This is a genomic window from Psychromonas sp. KJ10-5, assembly GCF_055808325.1.
The window spans coordinates 2,321,235-2,335,283 of record NZ_CM147864.1 but is presented as its reverse complement, the minus strand read 5'-3'; the positions used below and the strand labels follow the sequence as shown (position 1 = coordinate 2,335,283).

At 36.7% G+C, this 14,049-nt stretch carries 9 protein-coding genes; 4 read left to right on the top strand and 5 right to left on the bottom strand.

What is annotated here, in order from left to right; genetic code table 11:
- Positions 1-25: 25 nt before the first annotated feature.
- The 4 genes from AC0L3W_RS10310 (at position 26) to AC0L3W_RS10295 (ending at position 7,582) form a co-directional block, all read left to right on the top strand.
- Positions 26-2,395, top strand: coding sequence for an AAA family ATPase (locus AC0L3W_RS10310; RefSeq protein WP_409438957.1), 2,370 nt, complete (start codon positions 26-28; stop codon positions 2,393-2,395).
- A complete protein-coding gene (locus tag AC0L3W_RS10305; RefSeq protein ID WP_409438958.1) occupies positions 2,395-5,715 on the top strand; it encodes a type I restriction endonuclease subunit R in 3,321 nt (1,106 codons plus the stop codon). Before AC0L3W_RS10310 ends, AC0L3W_RS10305 begins: the two co-directional genes overlap by 1 nt.
- Positions 5,715-6,416: a M48 family metallopeptidase gene (locus AC0L3W_RS10300; protein ID WP_409438959.1), complete on the top strand. Its 702-nt coding sequence runs from the start codon at positions 5,715-5,717 to the stop codon at positions 6,414-6,416. The genes AC0L3W_RS10305 and AC0L3W_RS10300 overlap by 1 nt, the downstream gene beginning before the upstream one ends.
- Positions 6,417-6,604: 188 nt before the next feature.
- A complete protein-coding gene (locus AC0L3W_RS10295) occupies positions 6,605-7,582 on the top strand; it encodes a hypothetical protein (RefSeq protein ID WP_409438960.1) in 978 nt (325 codons plus the stop codon).
- A gap of 746 nt (positions 7,583-8,328) precedes the next feature.
- Here AC0L3W_RS10295 and AC0L3W_RS10290 read toward each other — a convergent pair.
- The 5 genes from AC0L3W_RS10290 to asd form a co-directional block, all read right to left on the bottom strand.
- Positions 8,329-9,474: an energy transducer TonB gene (locus AC0L3W_RS10290; RefSeq protein WP_409438961.1), complete on the bottom strand. Its 1,146-nt coding sequence runs from the start codon at positions 9,472-9,474 to the stop codon at positions 8,329-8,331.
- A 39-nt stretch (positions 9,475-9,513) separates the two neighbouring features.
- Positions 9,514-10,425 carry a MotA/TolQ/ExbB proton channel family protein gene (locus AC0L3W_RS10285; RefSeq protein WP_290040553.1) on the bottom strand — a complete coding sequence of 304 codons (912 nt, stop codon included), beginning with the start codon at positions 10,423-10,425 and terminating at the stop codon, positions 9,514-9,516.
- Positions 10,426-10,515: 90 nt separating this feature from the next.
- Positions 10,516-11,589, bottom strand: a complete 1,074-nt coding sequence (locus AC0L3W_RS10280; RefSeq protein WP_409438962.1) for a potassium channel family protein — start codon at positions 11,587-11,589, stop codon at positions 10,516-10,518.
- Positions 11,590-11,598: 9 nt separating this feature from the next.
- On the bottom strand, positions 11,599-13,137 hold the full coding sequence (gene ilvA / locus AC0L3W_RS10275; protein ID WP_409438963.1) for a threonine ammonia-lyase, biosynthetic: 1,539 nt from the start codon (positions 13,135-13,137) through the stop codon (positions 11,599-11,601).
- Between the two features lie 52 nt (positions 13,138-13,189).
- A complete protein-coding gene (asd, locus tag AC0L3W_RS10270; RefSeq protein ID WP_290040545.1) occupies positions 13,190-14,041 on the bottom strand; it encodes an archaetidylserine decarboxylase in 852 nt (283 codons plus the stop codon).
- Between the last annotated feature and the right edge of the window lie 8 nt (positions 14,042-14,049).

The following is a 14,049-nucleotide window of genomic DNA, read 5'->3' as shown; positions in this document are numbered from 1 at the left end:
TAACTTAGTCAGTTAAGGAGTAGTTTTGCTAAAACGGATTTCCTCAATAAAAAATGTTGGTACTTATAAAAACTGTAATGCTAGTCAAAGCCAATTTGAAAAGCTCACGCTTGTGTATGGTCGTAATACCTATGGTAAAAGTACCTTGGGCGATATATTTTCATCTTTAAAATCTGATGAAGCGGATACACTCACAGCAAGGAAAAGTATTCCAGAGGATGGCTCAGCTCAGAGAGTTGAGCTTAAATTTTTAGATGCAGATGGTAAGGAAGAAATAAAAGCCATTTTCAGTAATGGTAATTGGTCGAATAAGTTACCTAGTCATCTGGGTTTAGCGGTTTATGATGATGCTTTTTATCACCAAAACGTATTTTTAGGTAGAACACTGACCCGAACTACCAAAGAGTGTTTTAGTGATTTTATTCTAGGCTCTCAAGGTGTCGCTAAAGCTGAAATAATTTCGGAAAAGAATAAATCATTAAAAGAAAAACGCTCTAATCTGAAAAAGCTTGTTCAAAGCGAATTATCCAAAATAGATGATGTAAAATCGTTCATTGCTGAGCCACTAGTAGCCGACATTGATGCAACTAAAGTCGCGCTAGAAAATAAACGTGAAGACTACGCTTTGCTCAATTCACAAAAGAGAGCAAGCAAAGCCATCAGGGAAAGAAAAAATTTATTTCCCCAGAGAGTGGCTACGGATTTTAGTGATGCAGTAGTTGCTATAAACAATGTGTTAAATACGGGATTAGACAACCCACATGAAGCTGCTAAAGCTGAATTGAATCGTCATATCGAAAAACACTTTGTAAAACCAGAAGGTGCTGAACAGTGGATTAAACAAGGTTTAAGCTTACTCGATGGCGATAATTGTCACTTCTGTGGCCAGATGATTTCACCACAAGCCAATGAATTATTAGACCTTTATCGTCAGTGTTTTGATGATCAGTTTGCAAGGCATGAAGGCTTTGTGAAATCTGCGGTAACTCAGCATCATCCTTTGTTAACTAAATATTGGATAGAAAAGCTTAAGTCTTCAATTGAAAACGCTAGTTTAGTCACAGGTAGCTACCCTGAACTTTCTAACGAAGGTGAAATTCCTGAAACCATATCTAATATCAAAGACTCCCATGCTTTAATACAAACAAAAATCGATAAACTAATCTTGTTGGCTGTCAAAATAATTGGCGAGTTTAATTCAACTATTGAGGCGAAGTTAGCAGATCCAAAGAAGGTCTTTGAAACCATCGATGTAACGGAATTTGATCAATTTCTTCATGGGTTATCTGTTGACATAGTATTGCTTAATACTTATTACCAAACATTTAACAAACGAGCTAACGATTTTAAAGCGCAATTTGAAGTTGAGCAAATTGAAAAAGATCTTGAGCGCTTAAAATCAGAAGGGCTTCTGCTGGCTCTGCATGTTGATAGATATGAGAAGAATGATGCCTGTAATGACCATGTAGCTTTATCAAAAGAAATTAGCAAACTAGAAGAAGGTATTCCGAAACTGAAAGAGTCGCTGCGTAATGAGCAAGGTGATTATTTAAAGGAGTACTTTACTAAAATTAATAAACATTTTAACGATTTGGGTAGCCGAGATTTTAAGCTTGAATATAAGCATGAACCTCGTGGTGATAAACCTATTTATAGCTTTAAAGTTAAGTTTAAAGGGACTGATATTGCTGAGCAGGATTTAGATAAGATTTTCAGTGAATCTGATAGGCGTTCACTTGGCTTATCAATCTTTCTAGCATCGTTAGACTCACTTGATGATGAGATCGTAGCAAAGACAATTGTCATTTTTGATGATCCCGTAACTTCATTTGATGAGAATAGAGTTGGGCAAACGCATAGTAAGCTGGTTAAATTGGCTGATAAGTGCCAGCAAGTAATTATGCTTAGTCACTTTAAAGATGGTGTTGCTAATTTCTTAAAAGTACATGGATTTTCAAAAGATGATATTGCGCTTATCGAAATTAAGAAAAATGCTCAAGGTTCATATTTAGAGGTTGGTAATAAAGATGCTTTTGTAAAATCAGCTCACCATTTAAATACCGAAGAATTAATTGATTTTGTTGAACGAAGCACGGATAAGTTGAGTTGTAAGCCTCGCGTATATCTTGAAGAAGTACTCAATTTGCGCTTTTCAAAACAAATACGTTTTAAACAAATCACTGGTGAAACCTTGAGTAAACGTATCAATGCATTAGAAGAAAAGAAAATCGTTTCACAAGAAATTGCTCGTCAATTACATGATTGGCGTGAAGAGCTTAACCCAGAGCATCACGTTTGGGTTGATGATGATATCGAAAATCAAAGAACGACTATTTCTAATTTTTTAGAGTTCGTGTTTTATGTGTTAGTACCAGAACCAGTTGGAGAGGCTTAATGTCTGAATATCAATTTGTAGAAAAGCCTCTTTTAAATCAGCTCGCAACTATGGGATGGCAAGTGATTGAACACTCTTCAAGTGTTATACCTAAAGACCCTAGTATTAGTTATAGAGATCACTTCAGAGAATGTGTAATTAAGCGCGAATTTATAAAGGCTATCAGCTTGCTTAATACCATTGATGAACAATGCTGGCTAACAGATGCGCAACTTGATGGGCTTTATGACGATTTTACTGATTTTGGTGTAAAAAGCCTGCTTGAAAACAATCAAGAGTTTATGGATCGCATAAAGAAGTGGCAAGTAGATGAAAATACTGTCACTGGTGAGCAAAACCCTACGATAAAAATTATTGATTTTGATAACTGGAAAGCTAATAGCTTTATTGCAATTAACCAGTACCGAATTGATACCCCGGCTGGCGTTAAAGAATGCATAATTCCTGATGTAGTACTATTCGTTAACGGTCTTCCACTAGTTGTGATTGAGTGTAAAGATGTGAATAGCTTTACTTCAGACCCGATGAACCAAGCAGTTGAACAGTTAAGGCGTTATGCTGACCTACGTGAACCTGAAGGCTCTCAGCTAATTGAGGGTGAAGAGAAGCTGTTTTATAGCAACCAGTTGATGATAGGAATGTATGGTGATGATGCAAAATTCGGCACCATTACCTCAACAGAAGAATACTACTTTAATTGGAAGACCATCTATCCAGATGATACACCTTACGTAGATCCAACATCAGGAAAGCACCGAAAGCAAGAAACACTTGTTCAGGGCATGTTACACCCAAGAAACCTGATTGATATAACAAATAACTTCACTTTGTTTATGGATGCAGGTAAACAAAGGATTAAGGTGGTCGCACGTTATCAGCAATACCGAGCAGTTAATAAGATTATTCTACGTATCAGAACTGGTGAAACGAGTGATGAGCGTTCTGGTGTGGTTTGGCATACACAAGGTAGTGGTAAATCATTAACTATGGTTTTTTTAGTGCGCAAGATGCGAAGTACTGAAGACTTAAAAGACTATAAAGTGTTAATGGTAAATGACAGAAAAGATTTGGATAAACAGTTAGGTGTAACGGCTGACTTGACGGGTGAAAAAGTTTATAAAATATCTAGTAGCGATGAAGTTAAAAGTGAGTTAAGTGATGATCGCTCGACACTAAATATGGTGATGGTACACAAGTTTAGGGAAGATGATGATAGCAATACTCCTGACTATTTAAATGAAGCTCTTGGCAAGTCTGTTGCTGAACCACCTTCTGAGTACGCTGCTAAAAGCGATAAGGATAATATTGTAAAATTATTCGAAAGCTTTGGTGAAGTTAACCCTTCAGACAAAGTGCTTATCATGATTGATGAAGCGCATCGCACACAAAAAACAGGCCAAGATAAATCTAGCTTATCTGACAATATGTTTGATGCATTTCCAAATGCGACTCGTCTTGCTTTTACTGGTACGCCACTAATAGCAGATCACCATAACGACCCTACATGGAAGCGCTTTGGTAATAACCCAGATGAGCCTTATATTGATGAATATAAGCTTCAAGATGCGGTAGATGATGGCGCGACATTGCAAATATTGTATGAAGGTAAAACGGCAGATTCTGCAATCTATGATAAACACGGCTTTGATACAAAATTTGATAACCTATTCAAAGATAGAAGTGATGAAGAAATAGCTGCAATTCGCAAAAAATACGGTGCCACAGGTGACATACTAGAGGCAGAGGACCGCATTGAAGAAATTGCCAATGATCTTGTTAAACACTATGTGCAAAAAGTATTACCTAGCGGTTATAAAGGTCAGGTAGTTTGTTCTTCAAAACAAGCGGCACTGCATTATCAAACGTATATAAGAAAAGCCTTAAAACAATGGGCTGAAGAAGAAAAGGAAAAGCCAACTATTGAGCAAGATAGTGAGCTTTTAAAGCAAGTAGAATTCCTTGATGCTATGGTTGTTATTTCTTCTGATGGCACAAATGAGAAGGCAGCATTTGTTGCTTCTCGAAATCAGTCTCGTAAACGTAATGCTGTTGAAAATTTCAAAAAGAAATTTGACCATGAAAAACCAGACACTGGTATCGCATTTCTAATTGTTTGTGACATGCTGTTAACTGGTTTCGATGCACCAATTGAGCAGGTTATGTATATTGATAAAAAGCTCAAAGAACATAACTTACTACAAGCAATAGCGCGTGTTAACAGAACATACCCCGGTAAAACTGTTGGCTATGTCGTGGACTATATTGGTTTAACTGAGAACTTAAAAGAAGCTTTATCTCTATATTCTGGTAAAGATCAAAAAGATATTTTAGCTACGTTCAAATCTGTAGAATCTGAAATGCCAGTATTACAAAGCCGTTATAGACAATTGGTACAGTTGTTTGAAGATAAGAATATCAATCAAGTTGAAAACCTCGTTCAACAAAAGCTAACTTCTGATATTGAAAGATACAAGGTAACTGAAGCGGTAATTCAATCTTTAGAAGACGTTAAAACACGCGATAGTTTTAATGTTTACCTTAAAAAATTCATGCAGAGCATGGATATAATTTTGCCAAATAAATTAGCTCATCCTTACAAAATTCCAATGTATCAATTTAGTCACTTACAAGCGAAAGCGAGAGAAAGGTATAAGGATGACTCGATCAATATTGGTGGTGCAGGAGAGAAGGTGAGAAAGCTTGTTAGTGAGCATTTGGTTAGTTTAGGTATCAACCCTAAAGTACCGCCTGTAGAACTATTTTCAGATAAATTTATAACCACGTTGAACGAGCATAAAGATGACCGCGCAGCAGCTAGTGAGATGGAGCACGCCATTCGCAAGCACTGTAAGGTGAATGAAGCCGATGACCCAGTAATGTATAAGCGATTCAGTGAAAAGCTTGAAGACATTCTTAAAAAATACAATGAAAACTGGGATCAAATGCTGCTTGAGTTGGGAACTTTAAGAGAAAAAATTGATGAAGGTCGAGGGAAAGATACTACTGCTGGAGATCCGTTCACTGACCTTATTATTGAATTAGCTTTTGATGGAAATTGTCAGGCGAATGAGTTAACGGCCATTAAGAAGGTCGTTGAACAAATTATAGAAACGATGGCTGAGAAAATTGAAGGTCTTAACTTTTGGGATAGACCCAATATGGTTGATGAGTTGGAAGGGAAAATTCAGGAAATATTTATCTTGAGTGAAATTCCTGCTTTAGAAGAATCTTTCGAACTAGTCACAGTAGAGCTATTAAACTTAGCCAAGAGAAGAGAATTAGACATTTTATCAAGTAAAAAATCGAAAGGTGATAATTAGTGGTTAATATCGAAAGTGTCAGCACATATAAGGATATTAGCTACCAACTAAAGAAAAGTGACCGTAAAACAACAAGTATTTATATTGAACGTGATGGCTCCGTTTTGGTTATTGCGCCTGCACCTTTTGATGTCGATAAAATAGAGCAAATTATCGAGTCTAAAAGAAGTTGGATTTATAAAAGCCTGGCTGAATGGGAAGATCTTAATCGAACACGAATTCATCGTGAATACGTGAATGGAGAAAGTTTCCTGTACTTTGGTAGGAACTATCGTTTAAAACTTGTGACAGAGCAAGAGGAACCACTCTCTTTTCACTATGGACAGTTTAAGTTACTAAGATCAGAAGTAATTGATGCACCAGAACACTTTAAAAGGTTTTATAAAACAAAACTACAAAATCGACTGGATGAAAGGCTTAAGCTCTATCAACCTAAAATGCAGCTTAAACCATCTAGCATTCGTGTGATGGAACTACAAAACCGATGGGGGTCATGCACATCTAAAGGCACTATTAACCTTCATTGGAAATGCGCTATGTTACCTTTAAGCGTATTAGACTACGTTATTGTTCATGAGCTTGCTCACTTAGAAGATAGAAATCATTCCCCTAAATTTTGGCGAACAATTGAAAAAGTAATGCCTGATTATGATGAAGCAAAAAAATGGCTGAAATTTAATGGGGCGGGGATGAGCTTGTAATTTATTAATACAGAAAAAGGAAAAACTACTTCTCCTGTTTTTAAAGAGCTACACAATATATAACTTAATAACTTCGCTACGGCCTATAAGGTGAAAAACGCAGTCCAACATGACCTGCGCTATTTTTTGATCATCTGATTAACCCCGAAGGTAAATCTTTTGATGCAGACAACCAATTTTTTAGAAAAGTGAGAAAAGGGCTGCTCGATATTGATGAATTAATCAAACTTTATAAAATTACTTTCCCCTCACTTGATCTTAAAGCATTTATTCCTGATGGTATGGCTGATGAAAACTATGGTGGTTGGTTTGATTTGGCTTGCTTGGTCAATGGTGCAATTTATAAAGTTAACAAAGTGGGAGGATGTGAACATCTTTTACCCTTTTTGAATTACGTAACTCACTTGTGCCATACCGAACGAGACTTTATCGGACAGTGTAGAAAAGAACCTTCAAGTATTTCAGAAGAATTAACGAATGATTATATTGCTAAATGGCTTTTACTTGATAATTTCCAATCGCAAGATTTGGAAAATAAGCCAGATGAAAAAATCAAATACAACATTGCAAAAGTTTTAAGCCTAGTAGCAATCTTTGAGGTTTTGATTGCTCTCGTACATGAATCCGATCTTAAAAGTCATTTCATTTTTGAAAAATATCTCCCCAAATTATGCGAGAAAGGAAAGCTAATTAAGTCCAATACTCTGCTCTTGAAAATTGCTAAAGAAAGATGGGAGAAACAAGAATATTCAGGAAAAGTGATCAAGAGTACTGTCTACTATAGAGATATTGTTAAAGCACAGAATCCTGGGTCATTGGAACACGAAGTAGATCCAGATATAAGTCGAATAAAGAAACAATTTCAACGTTGGTTAAAACCAGAAAAAAAAGGCAATACATTAACCTATTATTTTATTACTATCGATAAATTCAGAAAGGATATTAATGTGTTATTTATGCCTTATGAAACAGATATAGATTTCGATGATGAGATTTATACTGCTTGCTCACCAGTGTATTTTTTGCAAATTTTTCAAAGAATGCAAAATGAATTAACTCACATGGAGTTAAGCCCTCAGTTTATTGTTGACCAATTCAGCCGCTACCCATTATATGTAGAGTCCGTTAAAAGTAGATTTTATCAACATTTAAAAATTGAAATATAATGACAACTTATGCTTTGTTTTATTTTTTATATGCCATCTTATGCTTTATTTTTGTGGTTTTTATAAAAATAAGAATATTGTATTTACTAGCTTTAAGTTAAAATATTAGGACAACTTATGCTTTAAACAACAACTAATATCAATCGTCAATGGCCTCGTTAGTCGATTAGTGTAGTATTAACAGTTATTGTTATTATTGTGATAGCTGGCTAATGAATCACTTATTAAATGCCAGTACACGGGTAAAACACTGTTGGGAAAATATCGCGGTTTTCGCTACATTTTTGTGAGATGACTTTTTTGGAGTGAGTAGAAGAAGAAGTCCCTTGGTGTTCTCAGAGCGTCTTCCTTTCTTTCTGATAAATGTGTGCAGACATTAAATTGAGTGATAAAAAAGGGTCTTGGCAATATTGTTACTTTCAAAAAGTTATCCGCTAGCCAGAGTGCCTTTATAGCTTATAACAAGTATGTACTTGTAAGCTTTTTGAGGGGCTATTTGTTTTCCTCCAATGATATCTAAACAAGAATCATTTTGATAACTATCTAGCTTGTCCTTAATGCTATCTCTACGCTTTCGGCATCCAAATTTACCGCTGCTGACAATGTCAGTAACTCTGTTAATCCTATCATTAAATATTTCATATCATCGCTCCTCGGGAGTATGTCTGCATAACAGTGTAGTTTATCGTTGTTATAGCGATAGCTGCTTAGTTAATATGAGCAGCTTATACTTTAGTGGCGATGAATTATTCATAACTGAATGAGAATACCTGTTTGCTAGATACTTTATCCTGTCCTTGTAAACTAGGCATAAAACGCTCCTGTACGATAAACTCTATAACAGCCTGATCTAACTCTTTAGACCCACTGGATTTAAGAATTTCTGCCTCCTTGGTGCTGCCTGTTGGTAATACTGTCATAGACGCGACAACTTGTCCTTTTTTGTTTAGTTTCGCTGCAACCTCTGGGTAGCTGGGTTTTTTACCTGATATGGCAACGGCTTCCGGTAATTTAATGGTGTCGCTTAGGCTAAGTAATTCAGTATCGACTTTAGGCTTAAAGGTCGGTTTAGCGGTTTTAGCTGTTGTCTTAATTGTTGTTTTAGCTATTGCTTTGTCGTTGATTACACTTTCATGCATCGTGTTTGCAGTTGTTAAGTTATTACTTATTGGTTTTGGTGTTTTTATTGGCGATGTTGTAGAACTCACCAACACCTTCTTTTTAACACTTCTTTTCTTAGGTAACTTAGGTAAATTCACTATTTCTTGTTCAAATAGGTCTGCTTTTAATAAAGCGGCTTCAGTTGCTTTATGTGTTTTAAGGTTAACTGAATAACCTGCATTACTGAGTTTTAGCTGCTCTTTACTTAGGTCATCGCCATCGCTTTGAACTGTCGAAGTTATAATAAGCTCTGGTTGCGTCACAATCGCTTGTTGGGCTGCCAATGCTTCCTCTTCAATGTGTTTTTGCTTTGCTTGTTCGTCTTGAATCCGTTGCGTCTGCAATGTGTTGAGACTTTCAGTATTGAGTGCTGGTGTGTAAACTGCTTCTATCTTCGTTTGCTGCTCTGAAAGCGTTTGATTTTTAACATCTATTTCAGCTGCTTTATGCGTGGTCATTATATTGTCAGCGCTGATTGTCGTTGCATCTATACTTTGTTCTGCTTCATCTATCTGTGTGTCTAACTTTGATTCATCTAAATTAGTGGCAGCGTTAGGTATTTTGTTAGTTTGAGCTGTAATAGTTCGCACTGCAATAGGCTGAGTGTTGACAAGTTGAGTATTGCTAAGTGCTTGCTCACTCTCTGAGTTAATATCTATTAAATAAAAGAATAAATAGTGCAACAACAGACTAATAATAATAAATGTAAAATAATGATATGACGTTTTCATGGAATATTTTTACTCTATCTAGATTACTTAAGCGAGTGCCTATTGAAGTTTATTAGTATGTTCGTAAGATTTCGTTTTTCCTAAGGCTAATTCCTGATTATACATTTTTGCAATGGCTGAATGAGGAACCTGCTTAATTGCTTCTGTTTGTTCATGAATCGCTACGTGCACCTCACCTGTTTCATCTGAGAACTCATAGTGGTATGGCATTTCTTGTTGCTCTGATACCGGTTTATTTTCTTGTTTAACGACTTCTTCTTTAGGGGAGGGAGCTTCTTCTGAAGTTTGAACTAGGTGATGTTGCATACAAATATGATGGAACTGATGTCTGATATTTTCTAGATGTAATGTTTGCTTTATCAATAGAGAACGAAATAGTTGATGTGGTACTAAAATAAGTAGCAGTATCGCAACACTACAAGTAAGGGGAATAAGTGCCTGAGCAATACTAGGAATAATTACTGCTGCATCTTGTATTGTTTGATGGCTAAACATATCAAAGGATTGAGTCAATATTAACAGCGCACCAGATAAGCCTAATATAGGGGTGATAAACATAGCTGAACGTAATAACTTTTGACCTCGTGACATTTGACTTATCTGTATTTTTTGAGCATAAGTCATGCGCTCTTTAGGTGATAAAGGTAATAGATTGATGCCTTCTTGAAGCATAGTTAACGCAGGACTTTTAAGAGCTTGGCAAGCAAGTAAAGCTTCGGTTTTTTGTTGTCTTGTTAGGGCGGCAAAGCATTCTTGTACGATGTAGCGTTCTTTTTGTAAACTGTAAATAAACCAAAAGAATAATCGCTCTAAAATAACGACGTTAGTAATAATCGACAGTAATAGCAATAACCACATAATAGAGCCACCTTGTTGAAACCAAGTTGGCATATATTGTGTTATGGGATCTAACCACGTTAAAAAGTGTGAGGGAGACATACCTGTACTCATTATCTACTGCATCCTAGCATTCTAAAGTTAATAATACTTAGAATAATAGAAATTAGAAGAACTTCCCACTTTATTCGGCTTACTTGTTATTTATTTGATCTCTTTCCAATTTATATCATTTTCATCAAGGCGTTCATTGGCAATATAATGCAGGTAAAAACCGCTATTCACCAAGCTGTTACTATTTGGGTTTAAGTTCATCTCTTGACCATTTTTATGTTTACTGAAACCAATTAAAATCATGTCATAATGGTGTTTAAAGGTGTCAAATAGCTCGCCAAAAGTAATGCTTTTTTCAAGGCTCGGTACTAAAAAACTGTATAACGTTGCGCCATCTAGCGTTGATAAAAGCTTTTCAGTAACCTTACTTGAGCCTGGATCTTGCATGCTTCTGACCATCATTTGTGCACTGTTATCAATGCTACATTCAATATTAGGGCAGTGAATTTTTAATAGTTGAGCTTTCGTTTCATCAAAAAAATGTGCAGTAATATTGGCATTTTTATCGGCAAAAGTGGCAATACTTAGGGCGATAGATAAGGTTTCGTCATCAGACTTACCATCTATAATAATTCGTTGTGCTTTTCGTAATGCGATACGATCTAATTCTTTGGTATCAGAGAAAGCACCTAATTTCGCAAAAGAGACCTCTTCAACATCAGGTAGAGGGTTTTTCATATCTTGTGTAACACACAACAAAATGCGGCGTTGTTGGCGCTTCTTATCACCTAAAATTAGCTGCACAATTTGGTTTGTTGAATGCTCATCCCAACATAACAGTAGAATATGGTCAGTTAAGTGTGAGTAGTCATTACTACCGTTCATATTTTTTCTCGCTATATCAATGAATAGTTGTGTTGTTTTACCGATAAATGAAGCAAATACAATCAAACCCGATGGGATTTGCCAGAGTGCGACTATTGCTTTACCTAAATCCGTTGTTGGACTGAAATCGCCAAAGCCGACTGTTGATACTACAACCATATTATAATAAAAGAACCTGACAGGATCTGAGATTAACTCTGATTCTTGTGCAAGCACAAATAAAAAATAGGTAATGGCTGCTTGCATTAATAATAAGGCCAACATCGCTGGCCAAGTTAATCTGCGAGTCAGCTTTTGTAAAATTCTAGCTAATTCTGATGACGATAAATAAGTACGCATGTGACTATCTTAGTTATTGTTAGCATGTGATAAAAAGTATCGATATGCAGGGTTAAGGGTTTCGTCTTTATAACTATAACCCAGTGCATCTAAATGTTGACTAAATTCAGCTGTTTGTGTGTCATCTACCTCAAACCCTGCGAGTACTTGCCCGTAAGCGGCACCGTGATTACGATAGTGAAATAAAGTGATGTTTGCGTGCATGCCGAGTAGATTTAAAAACTTTAATAGGGCGTTAGGGTGCTCAGGAAATTCAAAGCTATACAAGCGCTCTGTGAGTTGCTGAGAAGGGACTCCACCGACCATATAACGAACATGTAACTTAGCCGTTTCATCATGACTTAAATCTGTCACTGGGTAACCTGCATCGGTTAACCCTTCGGTTAAGCTGGTTAATTCATCAAATCCTTGCGGTGTTCTTACACCAACAAAAATATTCGCGGACTGGCTATCGCTATAACGATAGTTAAATTCTGTGATAGCACGTCCATCTAATTGATTACAGAAAGCTAAAAATGCACCTTGTTTTTCGGGGATAGTCACGGCTAAGATACTTTCGTTTTGCTCGCCTAATTCACAGCGTTCAGAAACATAACGTAAGCTATGAAAGTTAACGTTAGCACCACTTAAAATAGCCGTTAAGCGTTGACCTTTTAATTGATGTTGATGAGCGTACTTCTTTAACCCTGCAAGTGATAGTGCACCAGCGGGTTCTGCAATGGCACGAGTATCATCAAAGATATCTTTAACCGAAGCACAAATTTCATCACTGTTTACAGTAATCACTTCGTCGATATATTGTTGGCATAAACGGAAGGTTTCTTTACCGATGGTTTTTACTGCAACACCATCAGCAAATAATCCTACTTTAGGTAGGGTAACGGGCTCACCAGCAGCTAATGCTGCTTGCAAGCACGCTGCATCTTCTGGTTCAACGGCAATAATTTTAATATGTGGTAGCAATTGCTTAATATATACCGCAATACCAGCTGCTAAACCGCCGCCGCCCACAGGTACAAATATTTTATCAATATGTGCATCTTGTTGAAGTAGTTCTTTACCCACAGTGCCTTGACCAGCAATAATATCTGGGTCATCAAAAGGGTGGATTAGGGTATAACCATGTTGCTCTGCCAACGCTAATGAATGAGCGTTGGCCGCGTCAAAACTTTCTCCGATAAGTACCACGGTTGCACCAAAACTACGCACAGAGTTAACTTTAATATCTGGCGTTGTTTTTGGCATTACGATAGTGGCTTTTACACCCATCCTTTGTGCTGATAAAGCAAGGCCTTGCGCATGGTTACCGGCAGAAGCAGCAATGACACCGTTTGCCTTTTGAGCGTCAGTTAAGCTGGCTAATTTATTATAAGCACCACGTAGTTTAAAAGAATGAACTGGCTGTAAGTCCTCTCGTTTCAGTAAAATATGGTTATCTAAACGCTTAGATAATTTATTTAAAGGTTGTAGCTTTGTCTCAATAGCAGCTTCATAGATAGGTGCTAATAAGATGTTTTTTAAATATTGTTCACTGGTGATGTTTGACATTACAGGCCTTGTTATTATTATTTTTGTCTTTTACTGCTGTGGAGCAAATCGTTTATTTTACTGTTGCAAATAGCTTGCCTAAACGCGTCACACTAGAGGGTTCAAGTTGCTCGTCAAACTCTATACTATCTTTAGGGAATAGGGCAACAATAGTACTACCTAGTTTAAAGCGGCCCATCTCTTGGCCTTTTTCGATCACTATCTCTTGATCTTGGTAATCCCAGTATTGTAGTTCTTTGTTTTTTGGTGCTTTTAAAGTACCTTCCCATACGGTTTCAATGCTACCCACAATAGTCGCACCGACTAATACCATTGCCATTGGTCCAATTGCCGTTGAGAAAATGGCCACAGCACGTTCATTACGAGCAAATAAATTAGGTACATTTTGTGCCGTTAATGGGTTTACTGAGAATAGGTCACCAGGGATAAAAATGAGCTTCTCTAATTTACCGGTAATAGGCATATGGATGCGGTGGTAATCTTTAGGTGCTAAATAAATAGTAGAAAATAGACCATCATCGAATGGTGCTGCAACATCATCTCTTCCCCCTAACAATTCACGTAAGCTAAAGTCATGGCCTTTAGCTTGGAAAATGCGACCTTGTTTAATCTCTCCCTGTTGACTAATACAGCCATCGACTGGAATAGCCAGGTTTTCATCACCTTCAACAATAGGGCGTAAACCACTTTTTAGTTCACGGGTAAAAAAGTCGTTAAAGGTATCAAAATCTTCTGCTTCAGAGTGTTTTGCTTCACTCATATCGATATTGAACTGCTTAATGAATTTTTTAATTAAGAAGGTGGTGAATGCCCCCATCTTAGCTTCTGCTAATTTACCGGCAATAAAGGTGAATAAATGTTTCGGCAGAATATATTGAAAAACGATTTTCATTTGGTCGTTCATATTAAAAC

Bases quoted from the DNA above. Each gene is read 5' to 3' on its own strand.
- AC0L3W_RS10305 (WP_409438958.1), top strand. From the start codon at position 2,395: ATGTCTGAATATCAATTTGTAGAAAAGCCTCTTTTAAATCAGCTCGCA.
- AC0L3W_RS10290 (WP_409438961.1), bottom strand. From the start codon at position 9,474: ATGAAAACGTCATATCATTATTTTACATTTATTATTATTAGTCTGTTG.
- AC0L3W_RS10285 (WP_290040553.1), bottom strand. From the start codon at position 10,425: ATGAGTACAGGTATGTCTCCCTCACACTTTTTAACGTGGTTAGATCCC.
- AC0L3W_RS10280 (WP_409438962.1), bottom strand. From the start codon at position 11,589: ATGCGTACTTATTTATCGTCATCAGAATTAGCTAGAATTTTACAAAAG.
- ilvA (WP_409438963.1), bottom strand. From the start codon at position 13,137: ATGTCAAACATCACCAGTGAACAATATTTAAAAAACATCTTATTAGCA.
- asd (WP_290040545.1), bottom strand. From the start codon at position 14,041: ATGAACGACCAAATGAAAATCGTTTTTCAATATATTCTGCCGAAACAT.